This is a genomic window from Xanthomonas albilineans (genome assembly GCF_009931595.1).
GTDB lineage: Bacteria > Pseudomonadota > Gammaproteobacteria > Xanthomonadales > Xanthomonadaceae > Xanthomonas_A > Xanthomonas_A albilineans.
In genome coordinates this window covers 3513872-3538719 of record NZ_CP046570.1, presented here as the reverse complement: position 1 = coordinate 3538719, position 24848 = coordinate 3513872, and the positions used below count along the sequence as shown (strand labels likewise).

Below are 24848 nucleotides of genomic sequence, written 5' to 3'. Positions count from 1 at the left end.
AACCGGCTCCGCCTGGAGCCCGCGAGAATACGACGATGCACGACGATTCCCCGATTGATCCCTTGCTCGGCTACCGTCGCCCGTACCCGGGCACGCAACCGTCCTATCGGCATCCGCCTTATGCCTCCACCGTCAGCCGTGGCCCGACCCGCGACCCGATCATGATCGCGGTGACGCTGTCCGAAGCCACCGGCCCCACGCTGGACCGGATCACCTTGGGCGCGCACGCCGCCGACCTCACCGCCGGATTCCCGGGCGCGCCGCTGGGCGAGCGCATCAGCGTCGGTGGGCGTGTCCTCGACGAGAACGGCAAACCGGTGCGCAACCGCGTGGTCGAAGTCTGGCAGTGCAATGCGGCCGGCCGCTATCTGCATGATGGCGACCGCCACGATGCGCCGCTGGACCCCAACTTCACCGGCACCGGCCAGGTGCTGACCGACGCGCATGGTCGCTACCGCTTCACCACCATCAAGCCGGGCGCGTATCCGTGGCGCAACCACTACAACGCCTGGCGCCCGGCGCACATCCATTTTTCGCTCCACGGCGACGGCATCGGCCAGCGTCTGGTCACTCAGATGTACTTCCCTGGCGACCCGCTGCTGGCCTACGACCCGATTTTCAACTGCGTGGACGACCCCAAAGCGCGCGAGCGCATGGTGTCCGCGTTCGATTGGGAACACGCGGCCAACGAGTATGCGTTGGCCTACCGTTTCGACATCGTCCTGCGCGGACGCAAACAGACCCCTTGGGAGTAAGCGCGATGAGTTTCCAGGCAACCCCCTCGCAGACGGTCGGCCCCTACTACCGGATCGGGCTGGAACCGCTGTATTGCACCGAGATCGCGCCAGCACAGGCGCAGGGCACGCAGGTGGAGGTCGCCGGCAGCGTGTTCGATGGCCTTGGCGCGCCGGTCGGCGATGCGTTGCTGGAGATCTGGCAGGCCGATGCCGCTGGCATCTACGACCATGTCGCCGATCCGCGTCGTGGCGACCACGACCCTGCCTTTCACGGCTGGGGTCGGGTGCCGACCGACGTGCAGGGCCGTTTCGCCTTTCGCACGATCAAGCCCGGTCGCGTGCCCGGACCGAAGGGACCGCAGGCGCCCCATTTGGTCGTGCTGGTGTTCATGCGCGGGCTGTTGCGCGCCGCACCCACACGCCTGTACTTCGGCGACGACGATCTGGACGGCGACGCGATCCTGGCGCAGGTGCCGGTCGAGCGCCGTGCCACGCTCATCGCGCAACTGCGCACGCCTGGGCGCTACCAATGGGACGTGCGCATGCAGGGCGAAAGCGAAACGGTGTTTTTCTCCTACTGACTACGGCGCGCAGCGGTTACGCTGCCCGCCTCGCCATTGCCATTACGCACGATCCGATGAGCGTTTCCGATTCGCTATTGCGTCCGTTGTTCGGCGACCCCGCCGTCGATGCGTTGTTCGACGACCGCGCCCGTCTGCAAGCCATGCTCGATGTCGAGGCGGCGCTGGCGCGTGCGCAGGCGCGTTGCGGGGTGATTCCGACAAGCGCCGTGGCGCCCATCGCCGCCGCGTGCGAGGCCGCGCACTACGACCTGGACAGCCTCGCCGCCGCCACCGCGCTGGCCGGCAATCCGGCCATCCCGTTGGTCAAGGCGCTCACCGCGCAAGTGGCCGCCACCGACGCCGAGGCCGCACGCTGGGTGCATTGGGGCGCGACCAGTCAGGACATCATCGACAGCGGCGCGGTTCTGCAACTGCGCGCCGCGCTGGACCGTGTGGAAGCGCAACTGGAGGCCTTGTGCACCGCGCTGGCAGCGCTAGCGCAACGCGAGCGCGACACCGGCCTACCCGGACGCACCTTGTTGCAACACGCCGTGCCGGTCACGTTCGGGCTGAAAGCGGCCGGTTGGCTGGACGCACTGCAACGCAGCCGTCGTCGCCTGCACGCATTGCGCGACGATGCGCTGGTGCTGCAATTCGGCGGCGCCGCCGGCACCCTGGCGGCGTTGCAGCAGTGTGGGTTGCAGGTGGCCGATGCTTTGGCCCAGGAGCTGCGTTTGCCGCTGCCCGCATTGCCGTGGCATGCGGCGCGCGATCGTGTCGGCGAGATTGGCGCGGCGTTCGCGCTGCTGGCCGGTAGCCTGGGCAAGATCGGTCGTGACGTTGCCTTGCTGATGCAGTCGGAAGTGGCCGAGGCGTTCGAACCCGCGGCAGCGGGCAAGGGCGGTTCCTCGGCGATGCCGCACAAGCGCAACCCGGTCGGCTGTGTGGTGGCGATTGCCGCTGCCACACGCGTGCCGGGTCTGCTGTCGACACTGTTCGCGGCGCTGCCGCAGGAACACGAGCGCGCCGTCGGCGGCTGGCATGCTGAGTGGGAGACCCTGCCGGAGATCGTGCGCTTGAGTGCCGGTAGCCTGGCCCAGATACGCGTGTTGACCGAAGGTCTGCAACTGGACCGTGCACGTATGGCCGCGCATTTGGACAGCCATGGCGGCCTGCTCTATGCCGAAGCGGTCGCGGTGAATCTGGCCGGGCAGTTGGGTAAGGCCGCCGCGCATGCCCTGGTGGAGAGGGCGGTCCACCGCGCGCTGGAGACGCAGCGGCATCTGCGCACGGTGTTGGCCGAGGACGCGCAGGTCGTTGCCGTGTTGTCGCCGACGCAACTGGACGCATTATTCGGCGACGACAGTTGGCGCGGCATGGCGGCGGTGTGGATCGAGCGCGTCCTCGCCGCGCAGGCGCCTGGTTGAACGGGGGGCGATGGCGCGATCTGGGCGGAAAGCCGACTGCAACGCGCCGAGACGGGGGTGCGGCATTTGCCTGGGTGGCACACGCCTTGTCTCAACCCGCTCCAGGTGGCGGCGTACACATTCCAAAGTACATAGCACGCTCTAAAATGCAAGCATCGCCGTCTGCCTGCGGCGCCCCCTTTTTCTGCGAGCTTATCGTCCATGCCCATCCTCGAGCTGCCCGCGCATCGCCTGCATTACCGCATCGACGGCAGCGAAGGCCGTCCGTGGCTGACCCTATGCAATTCGCTCGGCACCGACCTGCACATGTGGGATGCGCAGATCGCGGCGCTGGCACCGCATTTTCGCGTGCTGCGCTACGACCGCCGTGGCCATGGCACTTCGACGACGGCTCCGGGGCCGTATCGCCTGCAGGATCTCGGCGGCGACGTCTTGGCGCTATGGGACGCCCTGTCGATCGAGCGCAGCCATTTCTGCGGTCTGTCGATTGGCGGGCTGACCGGGCAATGGCTGGGCGTGCATGCCGGCCAACGCCTGCTCAGCCTGACGCTCTGCGCGACCGCAGCCAAGATCGGCAGTGCCGAGAGCTGGCAGGCACGCATCGAACAGGTGCGTGCCGAGGGTATGGCGTCGCTGCGCGAGGGTACGTGCGTGCGCTGGTTCACCCCCGCTTTCGTCGTGTCCCAGCCGGCGACGGTCCACGCCATTCTGGACACGTGCCAGGCCACCGACGTGGAGGCCTACATCGCCTGTTGCCACGCACTGGCCGAGGCCGACTTGCGCGACCACCTGGGTGCCATCGAGGTGCCGGTGTTGGCGCTGGCCGGACACGACGATCCAGTGTGCCCGCCTGCTGAATTGCAGGCGATTGCCGCGCGGGTCGCCAACGGCAGTTTCACTGAAGTGCACGGTCGACACCTGTGCAATGTGGAATCTCCGCATGCCTTCAACGACGCGCTGCTGCGCTTTCTGTTGCAGTAGCCGCGCGGCGTGTGTGCTTTCCACTGTCGAGGAGCTATACCGATGGACGAGAACGACCGCTACGACGCCGGCCTGCGGGTGCGCCGCGCCGTCCTCGGTGATACACACGTGGACCGCGCGCTAGCCGCGCGCACGCCGTTTACCGAGGAATTCCAGGATTTCATCACCCGCACCGCGTGGGGCACGGTGTGGACCCGCGAGGGATTGCCGCGGCACACCCGCTCGCTGTTGACCCTGGCGATGATGGTGGCGTGCGGCCACGACGAGGAATTCAAATTACATGTGCGCGCGGCGCGCAACAACGGTGTCAGTGCCGACGAAATCAAAGAGGTGCTGTTGCAGGCGGCGATCTACTGCGGTGTGCCCGCCGCCAATCATGCGTTCGCCCTGGCCGCGCCGATCCTGGCCGAGCAGGCGGCCGAAGGCACGGAGTGACCCACGCCCGCGGGCGTGTTGCCATCCGCGTTGTGCTGGCTGTCAACGCCGATTTAAATCTGACCCACCAGGGTCTTCTTCATCGCGCTGCTCGGCTGCGCAGGGCAAAGCCCTTAGCCGCCCAGCAGCACTACGCCGGTCATGCTGCCGTATGTCCGGCCTTGCGTTTGTCCTTCAATCGGTAGTTCTCCCCGCTGATCTGCACGATGTGGGCGTGGCGACTCTAAGTTGCTGATCAGCGATCAAGGCGGGTCAGTTTGAGGTTGTTGTTGAGGTTGCCAGAAATCTTTATAATTTAAGGGATTTTGGGGCGCATATATTTCCGATTTACTCTTGGTCTGGCTTGCAGTAGCAATTGCCGTCAGTTTGATCACTATTGCGCGGGCATTTATAAAAATGGCCGCGGGACAAATTATTTATATTTCCATGAAAGACAGTTTCCTCGCCAACAGCCCATCGCCGCAGTCGTTGTCCCGCCCCTTGTTCGCCGTCGCCGCGTTGACGGCGACGATGGGCACTGCCCTTACCGCCCACGCCCAGAGCGCGGAGGCCACCGCGCCATCGGCCACCACCACGGCGGCCGGCACGCTGCCCTCGGTGCGGGTGCTCGACGGTTCCGACAGCGACTCCCGCCAAGTCGGCGACCGGTCAGACATCACTCTCAACCCGCAGGCCCTGCCCACCACCGTGCAGCACGTCGGTCAGGAAGACATCGCCAACACCAATGTCGGTCGTGACGTTTCGAATATATTTCGCCGGGTGCCGGGTGTCCTGGCCAACAACATCGACCAGGGGGACACCGGCAATGGTTTCCGGATGCGCGGCTTCGCGACCCAGGGCACGCATGGAGCCGACACGGCCGTGTACGTGGATGGTGTTCCGCAGAATATCCCGTCGATCCAGAGCATCGCTAGCCACGGTGCGGTGTTTCTCGAATGGCTGACACCCGAGTTGATCGGCGGCATCGACGTCATCAAGGGCCCCATCTCGGCACTGTATGGCGACCAGAACCGGGCCGGCGCGGTCGACATCCGTACCCGCGACGGCGGCGACGCGACCCCGTCGAGTGTGAGCGTCAGCGCCGAGCGCTACGGGCTCAGGCGCACGACTCTGGTGCTGTCCAATAAGCTCTCGGAAGTCGACTCCCTGCTGGTGGCCGACCGGTATCGCAACGATGGCTACCGCTATGCGTCCAATACCGACCGGGACAGCCTCTCCTGGAAGCTGTCCACGCAACAAGCCAGCGGAAAATACAGCCTGCGCCTGACACGCTATGTGTCGGATTTCCAGGCCGCTGGCTACTTGGCGCTCTCCGACCTGCAGAAAGGCCTGGACCCGCGCTCGACCCAATTCAACAACCCGGGTTTCGGGGTTGCGCGGCGCACCAGCGTGGTCGTGAATCGGGCGCCGACGACCGGGGAAGAGGGCTGGTACGCGACCGCCTACGGCGAGAGCCTCTACCGCCAGCGCGCCGTCGCGACGAGTGCGACCCGACATCTCCTGGGCGAGGACGACCGCGACATGTATGGTGCCCGCGTCTACCACAACACCGTCTTCGGCGACGCCAGCCTGGCGGTGGGTACCGAACTGCGCAAAGACTCGGGCAGCGCCTTTCGTCGCATCTACGTGAACCGGCTGCCTTCCGCGAACTACCCGAACGACGTCGACCTCGATTTGGTCACCTACGGCTTTTTCGCGCAGGGGCAGTGGAGGGTGACACGGGATCTCAAACTGAGCGCCGGGGCCCGGTACGACCGCTTCGACTACGACATCGCCAACCTCAAACTTCCGGCGGCCAGCACGGGGTACCGGAAAGGCGTCTTCACGCCGAAGCTGGGTGCTTCTTGGACGGCGCTGCCGCAGCTGGAGCTCTTCGCCAACGTCGCCGAGGGGATGCGGTCGCCAGCCACCGAGCAAATCAGCAGCAGCGGCGCGCCCGGACCGCTCGGCGCGCCCGGCGGCGTCATCAGCCTGGTCAAGCCGAGCAAGGTGCGTTCCTACGACATGGGATTCACCGCGAATCCCGCGACGGACGTGATGGTTTCGGGAGCGGCCTATTACATCCTGAACAGCGACGAGATCGTCTCGCAGGCCGACGGCTCGTTCAAGTCAGTCGGCGATACCACGCGCAAGGGCGTGGAACTTGAGACGCGCTGGAAGCTCGGCACCGCATCGAGCGTGTATGCGAGCGTCGGCCGCATCCTGGAGGCCAAGGTCAACAACCCGGCCGCCAATACCGGCGCGAAGCTCTCCGTTCCCGGCGTGCAGTTAAAGGCCGGTGCGCAGCACAAGTTCGGCCTCGGCGCGGGCCAGATGACGCTCAATGCCGACGCGTACCTGATCGACGACATCCCCTACTACGTCGGGACACCCACGACGCAGGAGCGAACCATGCCGCTTTACACACGGTACGACGTACGGTCGACCTACGACTATGGTTCCGCCCAGTGCTCGTTGTACGCGACGTTCCAACCCCAACGTTACGGATCGGAAATCGCCTACGGTACGGCGGCAGGGCTGTTGGTTTCGCCGGTTCCGAAAACCACGGTCGGTGCCACGCTGCGTTATTTCTTCTGATGGGCGACGACGCGACGCTTCAGGCACGCAAGCTCACGGTTCGCCGGGGCGGCAAAGACACGCTCGTCGCGTTGGACTTGCGCATTCCCGCAGGCCGCGTGTATGCGCTCCTCGGCGGTAACGGTGCAGGCAAGACCACGACGCTGAACGCCTTTCTGGGCTTTGTTCCGGCATCGCAGGGCTGCGCTCTGGTGGACGGGATCGATGCGTCGCGGCAACCCGAAGCGGCGCGTGCGCGCCTGGCGTACTTGCCCGAAAACGTGGCGTTGTATCCCTATCTGTCGGGCGTGGAGAACCTGCGGTATTTCTGCGCCCTGTCGGAAGTCGCGCTGACCAAGTCGCAGGCCAGGGCCCTGCTCGACGGCACCGGCCTAGCCGGCGACGCGCACGACCGCCGGGTGGCGGTTTACTCCAAGGGCATGCGGCAAAAGGTCGGCCTGGCCATCGCCCGGGCTCGCAAGGCCACGGCGATGCTCCTCGACGAGCCGACCTCGGGCCTCGATCCGTCGGCATCCAACGAATTCGCACAAGGCATCCTTGCGGCCAAGGCGGGGGGCATGGCGATTCTGATGGCGACGCACGATCTCTTCAACGCGCTCCAGGTCGCCGACCAGATCGGCATCCTGTGCGAGGGTCGGTTGGTCGCAGAGTTGGAAACCGCGGATGTCGCCCACGCCGAACTCGAGCGCATCTACCTCGCGCATGCGCGGGGCACGCCGGAGGCGATGGCGCGATGATGGCCTCGATCGCGCGCAAGGAAACCCTGGCACTGCTCCGGGACGGCCGGCTGTGGGGCCTGGGCCTGACGTTGGCGCTGCTCTTCATCGCGATGCTGTTCACGGCAGCCGATCGGCGCGATAAGGCCGAACAGGAACGCAGCGCGGTAGAACATGCGGTCCGCGACCAGTGGGACCACCAGGGCGAGAAGAATCCGCACCGCGCAGCTCATTTCGGCCTCTATGCATTCAAGCCCAGGACCGCACTTTCCAGCGTAGAACCGGGCGTGGATGCACAGACAGGCCAGGCCCTCTGGCTGGAGCCTCACAAACGCAACATGGCGATGTTCACGCCCGCGGCTGATGCAGCGCCCGCGCTGGGACTGGGGGCCTTCACGCCCGCATTCGTTCTGCTCGCGCTGGTCCCGCTGCTCATCGCGGTGTTGGGGCACAGCACCGTGACGCAGGAGCGCGAACTCGGCACGCTGCGCATGTTGCATGCCTGTGGCGTGCGCGCGACCCCGTTGCTCCTGGGCAAGTGGCTGGGGTTGTGTGCCGGGTTGGCCCTGGTGCTCGCTCCGGCCCTGGTCGTGAGCGCCTGGGGCATGATGGCGGAGCCGCGTGGCATGCCGGCGGCGGCGGTCCTGGGTGCAGCCCTCTTGCTCTATTACGCGACCTGGGCCGCGGGCACCGTGCTCGTCTCGGCTTTCTGCACCAGCTCGCGCGCGGCGCTGCTGGTCATGATCGCGTTCTGGGTCGCGGCTGTCTTCATCGTTCCCCGGTTGGCGGCATCGTGGGTGGAGCGCATCGACCCCCTCCCGACGGGCGAACAGTTCTGGTCGGGCATCCACGACGGTATCGAGAACGGTCTGCCCGGAGACGGCGCAGCCGCAGCACGGCTCGGGGCTTTCGATGCGCGCCTGCTGGCCGAATACCGGGTGGCCCGCCTCGAAGACTTACCGTTCGGCGCGAACGCCAAACGGCGCCTGTTCCGGGATGCGTATTCGACCAAGGTACACGCGCTGCGGTTCAAGGAACTCGCAGATGCGCAGTTGGCACAGCAAGGCCTTCTGCGGTGGTGCACGGTCTTGAGTCCCTACGCGGCGATGCGGTCCGTGGCCAGCGCGCTGGCCGGCACCGACCTGGCGCACCGCCAGCATTTCGAGGAATCGGCCGAAGCGTACCGGCAGCAGTTCACTACGCGGATGGACGAATGGGACCTGGCCGCGACCCGCGGCGTCACCTCGCTCGAAGACAAATACGCTGGCGACCTGCAGTGGCAGGCGATCCCGCCCTGGCGGTACGCAGACCCCGGCCTGGGATTTTCGCTGCGTGCGGTCGTTGCCGACGGCGCCGTGCTGGTGGCATGGTTCGTGGCGGTCGTCGGCGTGCTGTGGCTGGGTTCGCGGAGACTCGACCCATGCAGCTGATCCCGTCCCGGCACTACTGGCGCGCGGAAGGTTCGAAGCTGTGGCGACAGCCCCTGGCGTGGATCGCGCTGAGCGCTTTGTTCGCGGTTCTGCTGGCCTCGGCCGTCTCCGCAGGGCTCGACGCGCGTGCATGGCGCTCTGCAGCCGCGCTGGATGTAGCAGCGAGAGCCGCCGCGATCGACTCCGCAACGGCGCAGTTGCAAACCCCGCCAGGCCCCGCCGCCGCGATCGCCGCCTACGAGCTGGGCTGCGGCGACCTCGGTGTCACGCGCATACCGGTCCAGGCAGGCCTGGGCTTGGGCGTGCAGCGGCTCTCGGTGCTGCCCACGCGTCTGAAGGCTTCGCTCGACAACCGGCTGGTCGAATCGCGGGACCCGGGACCTCTGCGCAATCCTCTTTTGAACGACACCGGCCTGCCCGGCGTACCGGCCATGGTCGCGCTGCTCCTGCCGCTGGTGGCGCTCGTGCTGTGCGGCGGCCTCCTGCAAGAAGAGCGGGAGCACGGTCGCCTCGGCCTGCTGCGTGTGCAGTCGACGCACGGCATGTGGCCCCTGGTGGCCGCAGCGCTGGGTTGGCGCTGCCTCTGCATCTGGGCCGTCACGGCGGTGGCCACGCTCCCGGCGCTGCTGCTGGATCCGGGTTCGAACGCGCCAGTGACGCTGGCCTGGATCGGCGCACTGGCCGTATTCACGTCGGTGTGGGTCGTGCTCGGTGGATGCCTGTCGTGGGTACCTGTCTCCGGCGCAAGCAGCATGCTGGCCGCGCTGGGTCTCTGGCTTGCCTTGACCTTCGCAGTGCCCGCTGCGCTGGCGCTGGCGGCAGAACGCGCCGCGCCGATGCCCTCCCGGCTGCTGTCCATCGTGCAGATCCGCACAGCCCAGCAGGAAAGCGAAGCGCACGAACAAGACCTGGCGAAAGCCTGGTACGCGGCACACCCCGGCGTGCAGGCACCGGCCACCGCCGTCTGGCCTGCGACCTTCGTTGCACGCGCGCTGGGCCAAGAAGCGGCACTCGGGCCGCTCGCGCGATCGTTCGATGCGCGCCGCGCCGAGCAGGCTGCCTTCGTCAACCGCTGGGCCTGGGTGTCGCCGGGCCTGGCCCTGGTGCTGTGGGGCGAATTTCTGGCCGGCACCGACGCGGCGAGCCAGCTCCGGTATCGGGACCAGGTAGACGCATTCGAGCAGCGGTGGCGGCAATTCTTCATGCCCGCCGTCATGGAACGGCGGGGCCTGTCGGCGGAGGACTTGAAAAAGCTGCCGGCGTTCGGGCCTGCGGATTGAGGGTGCAGCAGCCCAAGGCCGACTTTTTACTTCGGCGCTAACAGCTGGTATCCGCCTTCGTCGCCGCAATATCGGGCGAGGATCAATCCAGCACCAGGCGTAACTGCTGTGCCGCGTGTTTCAGCGCAGGCAACACTTTGCTTTGCAGGTGGCCTAGCGTCATCCGCGTCACTGAAGTGCCGACGTTGAGCGCGGCGACCACGCGTTCCTGACGGTTGCGCACTGGCACCGCGACCGAGCGCAGGCCGATCTCCAGTTCCTGATCCACGATTGCATAGCCGTCGCGCTGCACGCGTTCGAGCAGTGTTTGGAACGGCACGCGTTCGGTGATGGTGCGCTCGGTACGTGGACGCAGCGGGTTGCGCTCCAGATAACTGTGCAGGGTGTCAGGTGGTTGCGCGGCGAGCAGCACTCGTCCCATCGAGGTGCAATACGCCGGTAGCCGGCTCCCCGCACGCAGACCGATCGACATGAGCCGCACCGTCTCCGCGCGTGCCACGTACAACAGATCGTCGCCATCGAGCACGCCCAACGAGCAGGACTCGTGCAACGTGTCGCGTAGTGCATCGAGCACCGGCTGTGCCGCCACCGACAGTGCCGCAGTGGACAGATAGCCGCTGCCGATCCCCAGTGCGCGTGGCAGCAGCACATAACCGCGGCCATGCACGCCGACGTAGCCCAGCTTTTCCAGGGTGTACAACACCCGTCGCACCGCCGCGCGGGGGATGCCGGTGTCGGCGCTGAGCTGGGCCATGCTGACGTCGCGGCTGTGCTGACCGAACGCGCTGAGCACCGCCAGGCCACGCGCCAGCGAGGTCATGAAATTCGGATCGCCTTCGCAGGCACCGATGCGGCGCATCAGCTCCGCGGGCAGACCGTGTTCCGGCGTCGTCGCTGACGGGCGGGTACGTGGGCTGCGGCGCACACGGGGTGGAGCTGGAGAATCGGACATGAAAAAGGCAACGGCGGCGTTATCACCGATGGTAGTGTCTGGATTGGGTGGCCTCAAGATTCAACTGCAACGCATCATGCCGAAGGCGAGGATTTTTTCCTGACGTCTCTCACCGAGCGTGTTCCTGTCGAACAAACGCCATGACTTGTAAATCCACCCGCCTACGATTTGACCTCTGCGTTGTACGTGGATGAAACGCGAGAACCCTGGTGCGTCGAATCGAAGTTGATCGATTCACCACTGGCGCGGATATAGAGAAGATAACCCGTCGCACCACAGGATCCGTGCAATGCAGAGCAATGCAATGAGCACAAGCACGTTAGCGGTTTCGATTTTCTTATTGCGGTTGGCATCCACGACAGCGACGCAGTAGTTTTGTTAGCTACTCTAAGCTGCGGACTCGATAAACAGCATGTATGGTGTCGTGGGATATCGCCACCGCATCGCGCATTGTCAGTCGTCTGGTGCTGTCGGTTGGATTGCGGCTACACGTTCAGCCGCACCACCAATTTGCCGAAGTTGCCGCCATCAAGCATGTCGATGAATGACTGTGGCGCGTTCTCAAGCCCATCCACCACCTGTTCGCGGTAGCGCACCCGGCCCTCGGCCAGCCATGCGCCCATCTCGCGCAGGAACTCCGGATAGAGCATGACGAAGTCGCCGACGATGAAGCCGCGCACAGTCAGGCGCTGGCGCAGTATCTGGTTCATCAGTGCTGGTAGCCGATCCGGGCCGGGCGGCGATGCGCCCTCGGCATTGTAGGTGGCGATGGTGCCGCACACCGGTATCCGCGCGAAGTCGTTCAACAGCGGCAGCACCGCGTCGAACACATGGCCGCCGACGTTCTCGAAGTACACGTCGATCCCGTCGGCGGCGGCGGTGCGTAACTGCGCGGCGAAATCCGCGGCGCGATGGTCCAGGACCGTGTCCATACCCAGTTCCTCGCGCAGGTAACGGCACTTTTCCGCGCCGCCGGCGATGGCGATCACGTTCGCGCCGCGCAGCTTGGCGATCTGCGCCACGCTGGCGCCAACCGGGCCGGTGGCGGCGGCGACCGTGACAGTTTCGCCGGGTTGTGGTCTGCCGATCTCGTGCAGGCCGGCATATGCGGTGAAGCCGGGCATGCCGTAGACGCCGAGCGCGGTGCTGGGCGGGAGCGGCGACTGCGGATCGAGCTTGCGCCGCAGGCTGGCACCTTCGGCGACCAGGTGCGTCTGCCAGCCGCCGTTCTGCACCAGGACCAGATCGCCCGGGGCGAGTGCAGGCGCATGCGAGACGAGCACCTCGGCCACGGTGCTGCCGACCATCGTCTCGCCCAGTTGCACCGGCGGCGCATACGAAGGCGTCTGGCTCATGCGACCACGCATGTAGGGATCCAGCGATAGCCAGCGGTTGCGCAGCAGCACCTGGCCCGGACCAGGCGGCGCCAGGGGCACTTGTTCGAGGCGGAAATTTTCCGCGCTCGGCGCGCCCTGCGGGCGCGAGGCGAGCACGATGCGGGTGGTCCAGGGGGCCGTGCTCATGCGCTGTCTTCGCTGGCGGCGTTCAATTGCGCGATGTCCGCGGACGACAATTGCAAGCGCGCGGCGGCGAGCAGGTCTTGCAGTTGCGTCAGGCTGGTGGCGCTGGCGATCGGTGCGGTGATGCCGGGACGCGCGATCAACCAGGCCAGTGCCACCTGGGTCGGGGTGGCGGCATGCTTGCCGGCGAGGTCGTCGAGCGCCGCCAGGATGCGCAGGCCGCGTGCGTTGAGGTAGCGCGCGACCACGCTGGCGCCGCGCGCCTGGCTCTTGTCGGCGTCGCCGGCGTTGCGGTATTTGCCGCTGAGAAAACCGCTGGCCAGCGCGTAGTAGCACAACACGCCCAGTCCGTGTTCGTGCACCAGCGGTTCCAGTGCGGCCTCGTAGCCGGCGCGGTCGTACAGGTTGTACTCCGGTTGCAGCGTCTCGTAGCGCGGCAGGTGGTATTGCGCCGAGATCTGCAACGCTTCGGCCAGGCGTGCGGCGCTATAGTTGGATGCGCCGATCGCGCGCACTTTGCCTTGCTCGATCAACCGCCCGAACGCCGCCAGCGATGCTTCCAGCGGTATCGCATCGTCGTCGGCGTGCGCCTGGTAGAGGTCGATGACGTCGGTTTGTAGACGTTGCAGGGAATCGTCCACCGCTGCGGCGATGTTATCGGCGGATAAACCTGGACGCTCGGCCCATTTGCCGACCTTGGTCGCGATCAGTACCTTGTCGCGCTTGCCGCTGCGTTTAAGCCACTGGCCGATGATGCTTTCCGATTCGCCGCCGCGATTGCCCGGCACCCAGGCCGAGTAAATGTCGGCGGTGTCGATCAGGTTGAATCCGGCATCGACGAAGGCATCGAGCAGGGCGAACGAGGTCTTGGTGTCGGCGCTCCAGCCGAACACGTTGCCGCCGAACGCAAGCGGTGCTGCATGCAGGCCGGAACGGCCGAGTTCGCGTGTGTGCCACATGGCGAAATCCTCCAGTGTGGGGACGGCGACAGGCGTGTCGCGTGTGCTTTCGGAGATGCTGCAATGTTGGCAAGCATAACGTTCTGTCTGCGTGATCTGCGCACGTCGCCGTCGGCGGTGACGCGCATGCGTGCTAGGCTCCTGCCACCTTTGTGTGGACGCCTGCCATGACGCTTCGAACCTCGCTTGCCTGTGTCTGTACGCTGGCCGTTGCCAGCACATTGCTCGCGCCTATGGCGCAGGCGCTCAAGCCCGCTCACAGCACGGGCTTGCCCGCAGCGGATGCGGGGCTGCGGGCGGCCATCGATGGCCGCTGGCGCGCCCCTGCCAACGTCGCGCGCGATGCGTATCGTCACCCCGGCCAGACGCTCGCCTTCTTCGGCATCAAGCCGTCGCAGACAGTGATCGAGATCACTCCCGGCAGCGGCTGGTATGCGGAGATCCTGGCACCGTATCTGCGCGAACGCGGCCACTACATCGCCGCCGTGGTCGATCCGGCGGCGGTACCGGAAGGACGCCGCGATTATCAGCAGAAGGCCCGCAGCGGCCTGGAGCAAAAATTCGCTGCCGCGCCGGCGCAGTACGACCACGCCCGCATCGTGGCGTATTCCCCGAGCGCTCCGGTGTTCGGTCCGCCTGGATCGGCGGATCTGGTGCTGACGTTCCGCAACGTGCACAACTGGCGCACGGCCGGACAGGCCGAAGGTATGTTCAAGGGGTTCTACCAGGTGCTCAAACCCGGTGGCGTGCTCGGTGTGGTCGAACATCGCGCCAAGGCCGACGTGCCTGCCGAAGACAAGAGCGGCTACGTGGGGCAGGCGCAGGTGATCGCGATGGCCGAGGCGGCGGGTTTTGCCCTGGTCGGCAAGAGCGAGATCAACGCCAATCCGCGCGACACCAAGGACTATCCGGGCGGCGTGTGGACGCTGCCGCCGAGCAACCAGCACGATGCGGCCGACAACGCCAAGTACCAGGCGATCGGAGAGAGCGACCGGATGACGTTGAAGTTCGTCAAGCGCTGATGCGGTCGTTGCGTATGGCGGTATGCGCGCGTGCGACATGCCCCGCACCGTGCCGTGCGGCGCGGGTGTAGCGCGGTCCCCACCGTCGTGCTGATTGCCTTCAACAAGCCGTTCAACGTGCTGTGCCAGTTCACCGACCGCAACGCGTCGCCGCGGCGGACGCTGGCCGGATTCGGTCTGCCTGGTGGTGTGTATGTCGCCGGGCGGCTGGATTACGACAGCGAAGGCTTGTTGCTGTTGACCGACGATGGCGCGCTTGCGCATCGTCTCACCGACCCGCGCCACAAACAGCCCAAGACCTACTGGGTGCAGGTGGAGGGCGTGCCGCAGCCGGAGCAACTGCAACGCTTGGGCGATGGTGTGGCGTTGAATGATGGTCCCACCGCGCCGGCTCAGGTCAGCCGGTTGGATGCCGCACCGGCGTTGTGGCCGCGCGATCCGCCGGTGCGTTTCCGCAAGACCGTGCCCGATGCCTGGTTACAGATCGTGTTGCGCGAGGGCCGCAACCGCCAGGTGCGGCGGATGACCGCTGCGGTCGGCTTACCGACCCTGCGCCTGGTGCGCGTGGCGATGGGGACGCACCGGCTCGACGGCCTGGCGCCGGGGAGTTGGCGCGCGTTGTAGACGCTGCTGTGGATGCCTGACGCGATCGCGCATGGATCGTTCGCATCGCAGTGCGTCGTTGTGGGCAATGCGCTGCTGGCGATGCGGGCTGGGCGAGCACGGCAGCAAACAGTATTTCGGTAGCAAAAGCCCGGACAACGGCCTGGTCCCGCATCGCTTCAGCGAAACGTCGCAGCGCTACGTGGATCACCAGACCGCCTTCAAGCATTTCAGCCGCGAGTTGTTTCACGAACGTGGCGCACTGTCCCAGGCGCTGCGCCAGATTTGCGCGCACTCCGGTCTAGCCATCTGCCAGCGGACATCCAGCGGCAGGTGAGCGAATATGTGGCACTCAACGCGGGCCCGTCACTGCACAATGCCATGGAATATAACGCGTCGGTGCAGGATGCGCACACGTCCTGCACAACGACGGAAATTCCATACACGTGATTGGAATTTCCGTATAGTGTATGGGCGAACATGTGGCCTCGGTTGCGCACCAAGCCCGCGCCGCAGCTTTGTCGGTGAACCCTGTCGCGCCGCTGGTTGGGCGAGCGCCAGGCCATGAACACCCCGGCCATAGCCTCGTCGCCCCAGACCGTTGCGGCATCGGCTGCGTGGCGTAAGATCGCAGGTGCAGGGGAGAGGCTTGGTCCAAATCAAAAGGAGAGGTCACGCGCGATGAGCCAGGACACCGACGATCAAGACGATCACAGCGACAATCCCTATCGCCCGCGCAAACTCAAGGTGCGCGATCCGCTGCACGATCTGCAACTGCTGCGCGATATGGCGATCATCAATGCGCGGGTGCGCGCCGAGCTGGGGCCGCTGCCACCCGGCGGATTGCCGGTGGAACCCAAGCGCAAACCCGCACCGTGGCCGTACCGGCCTGCCGCCGCATCCGCGACCCATCCCCCCGAGGACGACCCGATGAAACTGCACCACCTTGCCGCCACCGCCATCATGCCCCTGGCCCTGACCGCTGCGGGCTGCTCCAAAGGCATCGATGTCGGCAATGACGGCGCCACCGGCCACCTCAATCCGCACCCGGTCAAACGCTACGAAGTGATTGCCACCTCCCATGCACCGGGGCCGTGGGATACGATTGAGGCGTACATCGGGTATGACGTCATCAATGAAAAATGCGTGCCGCTGGCCCCGTTCCTTGGTGTACGGCAGACGCCTAATACCGGACTCGATGTTCCTATGACACAGGTGGACGATCACACGTGGAAGGGATATTTCTACCGCGACGCCCTGTTGGACGAGGACTACTTCAAGCTTGGTGTGTGTCACTGGGATGCGACCGGTGCTGGCATCTCGGCGATTGCTAAGGGGGTTAGGTTCAATTGGGGGAACGGGCTTGAACCTCTATTACGTGATGGTGAGCGGCCCTTCTACTTCAGGAAGAGCGCATACGGTGATCGTTCTCTGCACTATCCCCCTCTAGCCCTTACCGCAGAAGACGATGAGGTGATTCAACATCCAGATACTCACTTCCAAGTCACCATTATTGTCAGGGAAGCCAAGCCATGAACCCTGCCGATCAAAAGCCCGCCGATGCGGCCATTGATTCTTATAGAAACCGCTCTCAGAGCGAAGTCGGCAGGCCCAAACACATACCTCTTGGCGGTCAGTACTACACTGTCTTCGGCTACGCGAACGATCCTATCAGCGGTTTTCATGCCACGGCATATCAGACTGTGGAGAAGCCACATCGCATCATCATCGCCTACCGCGGCACCGATCCAGGTCTATTTTCCGGCGAAACCAAGGCGGAAAAGTTGGACCATGCGCTCACCACCGTCCAGGACATCGCCGTCGATGCCACGATGGTGCGCGATGCCGTCAATCCGCAAAAAGCTGCCGCCGATGCGTTCACGGCGCAGATGCTCGCCAAGGCCGCTGAGCAGGGCATCCCCAAAGACCACGTGACCGTGGCCGGCCACTCCCTCGGTGGTGCGCTTGCGCAGATTGAGGCGGCGGAATTCGGCCTACGCGGCGCGACCTTCAACGCTTACGGCGCGGTGAGCCTGCGTCACCACGTGCCGGAAGGTGGCACGGCGGTGACCAATTACGTCCTGGCAGGTGATCCGGTGAGTGCGGCCAGTCGGCATTACGGCACGGTGGTGACCCTGGCGACTCCAGAAAATGTGCAAGCGCTCAAAGACGCGCACTACCTCGACGTCAGCCACGGCGCATCGTCACCCAATCCGTTGCGGGCCATGCGCCTGGGCGATCACAGCGGCACACACTTCACTGGCCCGCAGAGCATGCTGTCCCCGGAGAGGCTGGTGCAGCTTCAAGCCAACTACGCGCACAACAAGGCCGCTTTCGATCATTTCCGCCAGGATGTCCATCAGGACCGCGAGCTACTGAACATGGCCCTGAATCCTGGCGCGACTGCCGCCATGGTGGCGAAGGTGGAAGCACTGGCGGTGCAGGTGCGTGCCGAACATGCCTACGATGCCGATCGTCAAGCCGTGGAGCGCGGCATCCATGCGGTCGAACACACCGCCGGGCAAGCCTACGACACGCTCACCCATCCTGAGCAGTGGTTCCAGCACAGCGGGCCGACAGCGTCCATGCCTCCAACATCGACGAACGCGGACACGTCCTCCTCTTCATCTGCCTCTTCATCCTCATCCTCATCCTCATCCGCTGCCGCGTCCATGCCGCCTCCGGCCATGGACAGGCACACGGCCCAGCAGGAAGAGCATGCCATCCAGCAGCGCCAGGAACACATACGGCAGGCGCAGCAGCAGGCGGCGCACCTGGCGCAAGCACACCGGCATACACAACAGCCACCGGCTCACAGCAACCCGGCCCATGAAAAACCAGCCAGCGTGGACATGCAGGAACAGGCGCGGATCGCGCAATTGCAGCAGCAGGAACAGCAAGCGCAGGCAGTGCGCGAGCAGCAACACCAGCTCGCGCAGCAACATGCGCAGTTGCATCGTCAGGCCGTGGACGCGCAGCAACGCGAACACGAACAGCGCCACAACCAAGACACCCGGTCACATCCACACGAACAGCGCCAAGCGGGCGAGGCGATGTTGTATACCCCGCCGACGCGCCCACCGCGTTCGGATGAGCATCTCCAAGACTTCCGTCAACCGGACCATCCAATGCACTCGCGCTATACGCAGTTCAAGAATGCGCTGGAACAGTCCCATACATTGCCCAGGAATGGCGATAAATTGCCCTACGGTCCGGCGCAGCAGGAACGGTTGGCGGCCGGGTTCACTGACGCCCTCGGCATCGATCCGCAATACGAACATAGCATCAGAGGTTTCAAGCAGCATCAGGGCCAACTGCTGGCTTATGACCAGCCGTATTCGTTCACCGAAAAGAGCCATGTGTTGAGGATCGATCCCGAACAGGCGTTGGCGAAGTCGCCCGAGCAGCATGCCGCGAGTTGGAAGGCGCGTGAAGCATCCCCCCCAGAGCCGCCAAGCCGTGTCATTGCCCCGATCACGATCACCGCCGAGGACATGCGTCATCCCGCGCATCCGCGCCATGCGATGTTCGAACAAGCCCGTAATGCCATCGCCAATGCCAATGAAAGGTGGGGCCGACCGGCACCGGATCCTGAACAGTTGGACCGTCATGCGGCGCACGTGGTGGTGGAGGCGCGCAAGTTCGGTCAGACCGAAGTGGAGCGTGTCCACTTGGGGATGCCACAGGGGTATGCGACCCAGACGCCGAATTACGTGGTGCAATCGGAAGGAAAGATCGTGGCGCGTATCTTTGCGCCGGAACTGGCGCAAGCGCCAGACGTGGCCCAGGCCAGCCAGCAATTGCAGACGGTGGAGCAGCAGAACCTCGCCGAGCAGCAGGCCATGCAGGCCCAGCGCGCGGCGCAGATGCAAGGGCAGGGGCTGGTCATGAAGCTGTAGGCGGTAATCGAAGGTCATCCAGGTATGCCGCATGGACAGCCGTGCGCTGAACCGCACCGCGCCGACGACTTCACCCGCCGCAAGGCGTTGCAGCATCCCTCACGCCCGATTTCCCAAAAAGTTTCCCGCGCTGGCTAGCAATCTATCGACTGCTCGCCGGCACAGACATCAAGCCCGGCCAGTCGCTGCAACATTACCTGGGCGAACGACTCACGCAATCCATACCCAGGCGCGCAGGCGCGGACCGGCCTGAACAACCAGATTGGTCTTGTTTCGGAAACCTTTACCTCCGCCATCGAATCTGCACTGGCGGCGCTGAACATGACTCAGCAGCCCGATGGTGTGCGTGGCGATCCGTCGTAGGCAGGCGTGGTGGATCGCTGCGGAGGTCGTCGCTAGGCTTGGCAGCCGCTGTGCGCACAAAACGCCATCCCGTGGGATGGCCCGGTCGCGGCGCCGTGTCTTGGTGCGGCCGGGCGATGTCGCGACGGTGCGGCTTATTGCTCGGTGGCGTCCTGTGCGGTCCTGCGACGACGCACGCGGTGCGTGGCCGATGCGCTGCGCCGCGTGCCGCCGTTGCTTTGCTTGGTGGTTTCGGTTTCGATGCGCTGTGCCTTGCCCTCGATGGGCGCGGTCTTGTCGCGCTGGCGCTTGCGATAGATGGCATAACCGATCAAGCCCACGCCCACCGCTGCCGCTGCGATCGCCAATGCCGGATTGCGGCGCACTGCATTGCGCGTGGCCTTGCCGCCGGTCTTCACCGCGCCTAGCGCCGCGCCGGCCTTGATTGCGCCGATGGTCATGCCCGACTGTAGCCACTTGTTTGCCTGCGGGCCGAGATGCTTGAGGCTGTCGCCGGCGTGGCTGGCAAGATCCAGGGCGCGGTCGGTGATGATGGTCAGCTTGCTCATGGGCGTTCCTACGTGCAGGAAGGAAGAGGCGTAGTCTCCCTCGCACACCGTATACAGCACGTTAGCGCTGTGATCCCGATGGGTCTGCGGGCTGAATGCCGTTGCGCGCAACCGATCACGTGCTGAAAGTGGCTTGCAAAACCTCGCCAATTGCCGTTGGGTGACAGGTGGTACATGAGGATTCCGATCACTGTCCGCGCTCGTCCGGCAGCGCCGCAGTCGTTTTGTTAGCGACGCTAAGTGCCGCGCGGTTTAGCGCGGTGGCTGGCGGTGGCGGTCCAGGGGTCGTCCGGCCACGGATGGCGCGGATAACGGCCCTTCATTTCCTTTTTCACTTCCGGGTAAGTGTTGGACCAGAAGTTGCGCAGGTCTTGGGTGACTTGCAGTGGGCGTCCGCCGGGCGAGAGCAGGTGCAGTACCAGCGGCACGCGACTGTCGGCGATACGTGGGGTGTCGGCCAGTCCGAACAGTTCCTGTAGTTTGACCGCTAGTACCGGTGGCTGTGGTTGGCCGGCGTGGTCCAGCGCGTAGTCGATGCGCCGCTCCATGCCCGATGGCACGGCGATGCGCGTGGGGGCGTGGCGGTCGATGGCTTGGCGTCGGTCCCACGGCAGGCGTGTTTTCAATGCCTCGGCGAGCGCGTCCTCGCCGAGTGCGTCGAGCCGGGTCTTGCCGACGAAGGCCGGACGCAGCCAGTCCTCCAGGCTGTCCAGCAGCGCTGTATCGCTCAGATCCGGCAGATCCAGTTCCGGCATCCACGCGCGCAGCCCGGCCACGCGCGCACGCCATTGCCGCAGGTCCTCGCTCCACGGCAGGACTTGCAAGCCCAGTTCGCGCACCGCTTCGGTCAGTGCCGTCGCCGCATGCGCCGGGTCGACGCGACCGGCAGGGCGGCTGTCGAGCACGATGCGATCGAAGCGGCTCTCGCGCAGCGCGCTCAGCGCACGCCGTTCGGCATCCCAGCGCACCACGTCTTGCTGCACGAATCGTTGCGGAAACTGTGCACGCAGAGAAGTTTCGTCCACTGGCGCGGCGCGCAGCAGCAATGCGTCCTTGGCCTCGTGGCGCAGTTCGGTGGCGACCAGCCAGGGTTCGCCGCGCAGCTCGCTGTGTTCGAACAGGCGCGCGCTGCGCCCGTTTGCGAGCAGATAGCGCAGCGGATCGTGCGGGTGGCGCACGCCGATACGGTCGGGAAACGCGTGGGCGAGCAGGTCGCCCAACACATGCGCGTCCACGCTCTCCGGCGCGACGGCCTTGCCGCGCAAACGTCGCCGCCATTGTGTGGCGGCGGCGTCGATTGCGGCCAGACCATCACGGTGGGCATCGTGCGGTACGCGGCCGCGACGGAATGCGGCCAGCGCGCGCCAACGTGCCGCCAGCGCATCGCCGCCTTGACGCAGCGGGTCGCGCGCTTCGATCAGCGCGGCCAGGTCGCAGGCCAATGCTTGCGCGCGCGCATCCGTGGCGGCCAACAGCATCGCCGCCAGGCGTGGATGCGTGCCGAGTGCCAGCATGCGCCGGCCATGGGCGGTGATGATCTGGTTCGCGTCGAGCGCGCCGAGCCGCTGCAGCAGTTCGCGTGCGGCGGCCAGTGCGCCGGCCGGCGGCGGATCGACGAAGCGCACTCCGTCGCTACCCCAAGCGGCCAGTTCCAGTGCCAGGCTGGCCAGTTCCACTTGCAGGATTTCCGCGCGCCGCTGCGCCTCCAGGCGCTGCGATTGCGGCCATAGCCGATACGCCCAGCCGCTGGCAACGCGACCGGCACGGCCAGCGCGCTGGTCGGCGGAAGCCTGCGTGATGGTGGTCACGTCCAGACGCGAGAAACCGCTGTTCGGATCGTAATGCGGTTCGCGTGCCAGCCCCGCGTCGATCACCACGCGCACGCCGGGCAGGGTGACCGACGATTCGGCCACGTTGGTCGCCAGCACCACGCGTCGCCGGCCATGCGGATCGGCTTGCAGGACCTTGCTTTGCTGCTCGACCGGTAACTCGCCGTGCAAGGGCAACACGTCCACGCCGTGAGTTGCTCCCATGTGGAGCGCAGTGTGTACAGCATCGTGTGCTGACGGGGCCGCCGCCGGATGCGTCACGATGGCATCTGCGCTGCTGCCCGTCGCAATCCCGCCTGCTTCCAGTGCCGCTTTTACTCGCGCGATCTCGCGTTGCCCGGGCAGGAACACCAGCACATCGCCGGGATGCTGTTGCAGCGCGTGGTCGATGGCGCGGCGCGTTTGTACTTCCAGCGATTCCTCGCGCCGTGCCGGGAAATGCGCAATCTCCACCGGAAAGCTGCGTCCGGCGCTGGACAGCCGTGGTGCATCGAGGAACTGCGCCAGGCGCTCGCCGTCCAGCGTCGCCGACATCACCACGATGCGCAGGTCCTCGCGCACTTGCGCCTGCACGTCCAGCGCCAGCGCCAGGCCAAGGTCCGCGGCCAGGTGGCGCTCGTGGAACTCGTCGAACAGCAGTGCACCGACGCCATCGAGCAGCGGATCGTCTTGCAGCATGCGGGTCAGGATGCCCTCGGTGACGACCTCGATGCGGGTGCGCGCGGAGACCTTGTTCTCGAAGCGGATGCGGTAGCCCACCGTCTCGCCCGGAGCCTCGCCGCGCTGTCGGGCCATGAACGTGGCGGCGCTGCGCGCGGCGACTCGGCGCGGTTCCAGCATCACGATGCGACGGCCCTGTAGCCATGGCGCGTCCAGCAATGCCGGTGGCACCTGAGTGGTCTTGCCGGCGCCGGGCGGGGCTTCCAGCACCAGGCGCGGGTGGGCGGCGAGACTGTCGCGGATCTGCGGCAGTAGTGGATCGATCGGAAACACGGCGGACGTCATCGGCCAAGGATACGGGGCAGGCGCGCCGCTGTAGAGCGGCAGTGTCGGCCTGGCCCCGTACAATCGTCTGCTTTCTTGCTGATCTTCCGCGTATCCGTATGACCTTGATCGATATCGGCGCCAATCTCACTCACGCCTCCTTCGACCGCGACCGCGACGCGGTGCTACAGCGTGCCCGCGCCGTTGGCGTCGCGCAGATGGTGGTCACCGGCGCCAGCCGCGAACACTCGCCACTTGCCTTGCAACTGGCGCAGCAGTATCCCGGCCTGCTCTACGCCACCGCCGGCGTGCACCCGCATCATGCGCTGGAATACACCGCCGAGTGCGACGCCGAGCTGCGCGCGCTGCATGCACATGCCGAGGTGGTGGCGGTGGGCGAATGCGGGCTGGATTACTTCCGCGATTTTTGTCCGCGTCCGGCGCAGCACCGCGCCTTCGAGCGGCAGCTGCAACTGGCCGCCGACATCGGCAAGCCGCTGTTCCTGCATCAACGCGACGCACATGCTGATTTCCTGGCGTTGATGCGCCAGTTCGACGGCAAGCTTGGTCCGGCGGTGGTGCACTGCTTCACCGGCACGCGCGAGGAATTGTTCGATTATCTTGATCGCGATTGGTACATCGGCATCACCGGCTGGCTGTGCGACGAGCGTCGTGGCGAGCACTTGCGTGGGTTGGTCCGGCACATTCCCGCCGCACGGCTGATGATCGAAACCGATGCGCCCTACCTGCTGCCGCGCACGCTCAAACCGACACCGAAAGACCGACGCAACGAGCCGGCGTTTCTTGCGCATATTGCCGAAGAAGTGGCGCGCGACCGTGGCGAGGACGTGGCGACCACCGCGATGACCAGTACCGCAGCGGCGCGGGCGTTCTTCCGTTTGCCGGGCGTGGCGTGAGCAGTCCTTTGGGGCGGAATGCGATTTTCAATTCCCGCCTTTGTGCAAACCAGGCGCATGCACGAGTGGCTGGCGCCTCGGATGCTGCATGCGCTGTGTTGGCGCTCGGATGCGATCCGCTGGCGGCGCCAGTGCAACGCATGTTCTAGCGCTCAGGGAGACTGGCCTGGTACGCCTGCAGATGGCAGTACGCGGCCATCAGGAGCGGTGTGCTGTGACCGGCGCTGCGGGCACGCTCCAACATATCGCCGACGATGTGTTGCGCTTCCACTTGGCGCCCTGCTTCCAGATCGCGCAGCATCGAGGCTTTCATCGGCGAGCCGGGCTGGGTCAGCAATTGCAGCGCGCGGGCCTGCGCCGTGTCTGGGATCGGCTCGCCGGCTGTTTCGGCGACCGCGATGCACTCAGCATACAGCCCGCGCAACAGTGCCACGCCGTCATCGCTGGCGACGATCGCCCCGATTGGCGCGCGCATCAGGCAGGTCGCTGCGGCCAGCGTGGTCAGGAACGTGTACTTGATCCATTGCTCCTGTGCGATCCGTGGTGTGGCCAGGTGATCCAGTCCGGCTTGCGTGCAGGCGGCGGCGAAGGCGCGCACGCGCGCGCTGTCGCTGTCGCGTCCATCGCGCTCGCCGAAGGTGAGCGATGCGGGTTTGGCCAGATGTTGTACCGTGCCATCGTGGTCGAGCACGGCATTGATGAAGCACAGTCCGCCCAGCACATGTTCGGCGCCGAAGCGGGTATCCAGCAGGGGATAGTGGCGTAGGCCATTGAGGATCGGCAGCACACTGGTATCGGTGTGCATGGCTGGAACGACTGCCTCCAATGCGTTGCCCAGGTCATAGGCCTTGCAACTGAGCAGGAGCAGATCGAACGGTTGCGCATCGATAACCGACGCCAGCGTGTCGGCGGTGAGTGCGGTCACCGCGATCGTCGCGTCGCCACGTGGACTGCGGATGCGCAAGCCGTTGCTGCGCAATTGCGCAGCACGCGCTGGCCGCACCAGGAAGCTGACATCGACCCCGGCCTGTGCCAGACGTCCGCCAAAGTAACCGCCGGTCGCGCCGGCGCCGAGGATCAGGATGCGCATGCGGTCTTGTTCGCCC

21 protein-coding genes are annotated in these 24848 nt (G+C 65.7%); 15 read left to right on the top strand and 6 right to left on the bottom strand.

Annotated features, from left to right (window positions below; genetic code table 11):
- The first annotated feature begins 35 nt into the window (after positions 1–35).
- The 9 genes from pcaH (at position 36) to XaFJ1_RS14790 (ending at position 10146) form a co-directional block, all read left to right on the top strand.
- Entirely contained in the window at positions 36–755 is a 720-nt protein-coding gene (gene pcaH / locus XaFJ1_RS14830; RefSeq protein WP_012917500.1) for a protocatechuate 3,4-dioxygenase subunit beta, read from the top strand.
- 5 nt (positions 756–760) lie between these two features.
- Positions 761–1318 (top strand): protocatechuate 3,4-dioxygenase subunit alpha, encoded by a 558-nt coding sequence (gene pcaG, locus XaFJ1_RS14825; protein WP_012917499.1) that lies wholly within the window; start codon positions 761–763, stop codon positions 1316–1318.
- Between the two features lie 56 nt (positions 1319–1374).
- On the top strand, positions 1375–2727 hold the full coding sequence (locus tag XaFJ1_RS14820; RefSeq protein ID WP_012917498.1) for a 3-carboxy-cis,cis-muconate cycloisomerase: 1353 nt from the start codon (positions 1375–1377) through the stop codon (positions 2725–2727).
- A 201-nt stretch (positions 2728–2928) separates the two neighbouring features.
- Positions 2929–3708, top strand: coding sequence for a 3-oxoadipate enol-lactonase (gene pcaD / locus XaFJ1_RS14815; protein WP_012917497.1), 780 nt, complete (start codon positions 2929–2931; stop codon positions 3706–3708).
- Between the two features lie 42 nt (positions 3709–3750).
- Positions 3751–4143 carry a 4-carboxymuconolactone decarboxylase gene (pcaC, locus tag XaFJ1_RS14810; protein ID WP_012917496.1) on the top strand — a complete coding sequence of 131 codons (393 nt, stop codon included), beginning with the start codon at positions 3751–3753 and terminating at the stop codon, positions 4141–4143.
- A gap of 333 nt (positions 4144–4476) precedes the next feature.
- Complete coding sequence (locus XaFJ1_RS14805) at positions 4477–6720, top strand: TonB-dependent receptor (protein ID WP_230606197.1); 2244 nt, start codon at positions 4477–4479, stop codon at positions 6718–6720.
- Complete coding sequence (locus tag XaFJ1_RS14800; RefSeq protein WP_012917494.1) at positions 6720–7457, top strand: ABC transporter ATP-binding protein; 738 nt, start codon at positions 6720–6722, stop codon at positions 7455–7457. The genes XaFJ1_RS14805 and XaFJ1_RS14800 overlap by 1 nt, the downstream gene beginning before the upstream one ends.
- Entirely contained in the window at positions 7454–8866 is a 1413-nt protein-coding gene (locus tag XaFJ1_RS14795) for an ABC transporter permease (RefSeq protein WP_012917493.1), read from the top strand. Before XaFJ1_RS14800 ends, XaFJ1_RS14795 begins: the two co-directional genes overlap by 4 nt.
- Positions 8857–10146, top strand: coding sequence for a DUF3526 domain-containing protein (locus XaFJ1_RS14790; RefSeq protein ID WP_012917492.1), 1290 nt, complete (start codon positions 8857–8859; stop codon positions 10144–10146). The genes XaFJ1_RS14795 and XaFJ1_RS14790 overlap by 10 nt, the downstream gene beginning before the upstream one ends.
- Before the next feature lie 82 nt (positions 10147–10228).
- Here XaFJ1_RS14790 and XaFJ1_RS14785 read toward each other — a convergent pair whose 3' ends face one another.
- From XaFJ1_RS14785 to XaFJ1_RS14775, 3 genes are all read right to left on the bottom strand, one after another.
- Positions 10229–11098, bottom strand: a complete 870-nt coding sequence (locus XaFJ1_RS14785; protein ID WP_080931572.1) for an IclR family transcriptional regulator domain-containing protein — start codon at positions 11096–11098, stop codon at positions 10229–10231.
- A 485-nt stretch (positions 11099–11583) separates the two neighbouring features.
- A complete protein-coding gene (locus XaFJ1_RS14780) occupies positions 11584–12621 on the bottom strand; it encodes an NADP-dependent oxidoreductase (RefSeq protein WP_012917490.1) in 1038 nt (345 codons plus the stop codon).
- Positions 12618–13577, bottom strand: coding sequence for an aldo/keto reductase (locus tag XaFJ1_RS14775; protein ID WP_012917489.1), 960 nt, complete (start codon positions 13575–13577; stop codon positions 12618–12620). Before XaFJ1_RS14775 ends, XaFJ1_RS14780 begins: the two co-directional genes overlap by 4 nt.
- Positions 13578–13744: 167 nt before the next feature.
- Here XaFJ1_RS14775 and XaFJ1_RS14770 point away from each other — a divergent pair, with 167 nt between their 5' ends.
- The 5 genes from XaFJ1_RS14770 to XaFJ1_RS14750 all read left to right on the top strand — a co-directional run bounded on the left by XaFJ1_RS14770 (position 13745) and on the right by XaFJ1_RS14750 (position 19101).
- A complete protein-coding gene (locus tag XaFJ1_RS14770) occupies positions 13745–14599 on the top strand; it encodes a class I SAM-dependent methyltransferase (protein WP_012917488.1) in 855 nt (284 codons plus the stop codon).
- Between the two features lie 87 nt (positions 14600–14686).
- Entirely contained in the window at positions 14687–15223 is a 537-nt protein-coding gene (locus XaFJ1_RS14765) for a pseudouridine synthase (RefSeq protein WP_012917487.1), read from the top strand.
- A gap of 31 nt (positions 15224–15254) precedes the next feature.
- Complete coding sequence (locus tag XaFJ1_RS14760; protein ID WP_012917486.1) at positions 15255–15539, top strand: hypothetical protein; 285 nt, start codon at positions 15255–15257, stop codon at positions 15537–15539.
- Positions 15540–15883: 344 nt separating this feature from the next.
- Positions 15884–16738, top strand: a complete 855-nt coding sequence (locus XaFJ1_RS16000) for a hypothetical protein (protein WP_012917485.1) — start codon at positions 15884–15886, stop codon at positions 16736–16738.
- Positions 16735–19101, top strand: coding sequence for an XVIPCD domain-containing protein (locus tag XaFJ1_RS14750; protein ID WP_161525205.1), 2367 nt, complete (start codon positions 16735–16737; stop codon positions 19099–19101). The genes XaFJ1_RS16000 and XaFJ1_RS14750 overlap by 4 nt, the downstream gene beginning before the upstream one ends.
- Positions 19102–19598: 497 nt before the next feature.
- Here the strand turns inward: XaFJ1_RS14750 and XaFJ1_RS14745 are convergent, their stop codons facing one another.
- Both XaFJ1_RS14745 and hrpB read right to left on the bottom strand, forming a co-directional pair.
- Complete coding sequence (locus XaFJ1_RS14745) at positions 19599–20012, bottom strand: hypothetical protein (protein ID WP_045757057.1); 414 nt, start codon at positions 20010–20012, stop codon at positions 19599–19601.
- A 236-nt stretch (positions 20013–20248) separates the two neighbouring features.
- The gene (hrpB, locus tag XaFJ1_RS14740; protein WP_045757056.1) at positions 20249–22846 is read right to left on the bottom strand and encodes an ATP-dependent helicase HrpB; all 2598 of its coding nucleotides are present in this window, start codon (positions 22844–22846) and stop codon (positions 20249–20251) included.
- Positions 22847–22944: 98 nt separating this feature from the next.
- On the opposite strand from hrpB, the gene XaFJ1_RS14735 reads away from it, so the two are divergent.
- Positions 22945–23742: a TatD family hydrolase gene (locus XaFJ1_RS14735; RefSeq protein WP_012917481.1), complete on the top strand. Its 798-nt coding sequence runs from the start codon at positions 22945–22947 to the stop codon at positions 23740–23742.
- 145 nt (positions 23743–23887) lie between these two features.
- Here the strand turns inward: XaFJ1_RS14735 and panE are convergent, their stop codons facing one another.
- Entirely contained in the window at positions 23888–24832 is a 945-nt protein-coding gene (gene panE / locus XaFJ1_RS14730) for a 2-dehydropantoate 2-reductase (protein WP_012917480.1), read from the bottom strand.
- Between the last annotated feature and the right edge of the window lie 16 nt (positions 24833–24848).

Excerpts from the sequence above, each read along its gene's own strand:
- XaFJ1_RS14800 (WP_012917494.1), top strand. The coding sequence starts at position 6,720 with ATGGGCGACGACGCGACGCTTCAGGCACGCAAGCTCACGGTTCGCCGG.
- XaFJ1_RS16000 (WP_012917485.1), top strand. The coding sequence starts at position 15,884 with ATGAGCCAGGACACCGACGATCAAGACGATCACAGCGACAATCCCTAT.
- pcaD (WP_012917497.1), top strand. The coding sequence starts at position 2,929 with ATGCCCATCCTCGAGCTGCCCGCGCATCGCCTGCATTACCGCATCGAC.
- XaFJ1_RS14775 (WP_012917489.1), bottom strand. The coding sequence starts at position 13,577 with ATGTGGCACACACGCGAACTCGGCCGTTCCGGCCTGCATGCAGCACCG.
- XaFJ1_RS14820 (WP_012917498.1), top strand. The coding sequence starts at position 1,375 with ATGAGCGTTTCCGATTCGCTATTGCGTCCGTTGTTCGGCGACCCCGCC.
- XaFJ1_RS14795 (WP_012917493.1), top strand. The coding sequence starts at position 7,454 with ATGATGGCCTCGATCGCGCGCAAGGAAACCCTGGCACTGCTCCGGGAC.
- XaFJ1_RS14760 (WP_012917486.1), top strand. The coding sequence starts at position 15,255 with ATGGATCGTTCGCATCGCAGTGCGTCGTTGTGGGCAATGCGCTGCTGG.
- XaFJ1_RS14780 (WP_012917490.1), bottom strand. The coding sequence starts at position 12,621 with ATGAGCACGGCCCCCTGGACCACCCGCATCGTGCTCGCCTCGCGCCCG.
- pcaG (WP_012917499.1), top strand. The coding sequence starts at position 761 with ATGAGTTTCCAGGCAACCCCCTCGCAGACGGTCGGCCCCTACTACCGG.
- XaFJ1_RS14745 (WP_045757057.1), bottom strand. The coding sequence starts at position 20,012 with ATGAGCAAGCTGACCATCATCACCGACCGCGCCCTGGATCTTGCCAGC.
- XaFJ1_RS14735 (WP_012917481.1), top strand. The coding sequence starts at position 22,945 with ATGACCTTGATCGATATCGGCGCCAATCTCACTCACGCCTCCTTCGAC.
- XaFJ1_RS14750 (WP_161525205.1), top strand. The coding sequence starts at position 16,735 with ATGAACCCTGCCGATCAAAAGCCCGCCGATGCGGCCATTGATTCTTAT.
- pcaC (WP_012917496.1), top strand. The coding sequence starts at position 3,751 with ATGGACGAGAACGACCGCTACGACGCCGGCCTGCGGGTGCGCCGCGCC.
- XaFJ1_RS14790 (WP_012917492.1), top strand. The coding sequence starts at position 8,857 with ATGCAGCTGATCCCGTCCCGGCACTACTGGCGCGCGGAAGGTTCGAAG.
- panE (WP_012917480.1), bottom strand. The coding sequence starts at position 24,832 with ATGCGCATCCTGATCCTCGGCGCCGGCGCGACCGGCGGTTACTTTGGC.
- hrpB (WP_045757056.1), bottom strand. The coding sequence starts at position 22,846 with ATGACGTCCGCCGTGTTTCCGATCGATCCACTACTGCCGCAGATCCGC.
- XaFJ1_RS14785 (WP_080931572.1), bottom strand. The coding sequence starts at position 11,098 with ATGTCCGATTCTCCAGCTCCACCCCGTGTGCGCCGCAGCCCACGTACC.
- pcaH (WP_012917500.1), top strand. The coding sequence starts at position 36 with ATGCACGACGATTCCCCGATTGATCCCTTGCTCGGCTACCGTCGCCCG.
- XaFJ1_RS14770 (WP_012917488.1), top strand. The coding sequence starts at position 13,745 with ATGACGCTTCGAACCTCGCTTGCCTGTGTCTGTACGCTGGCCGTTGCC.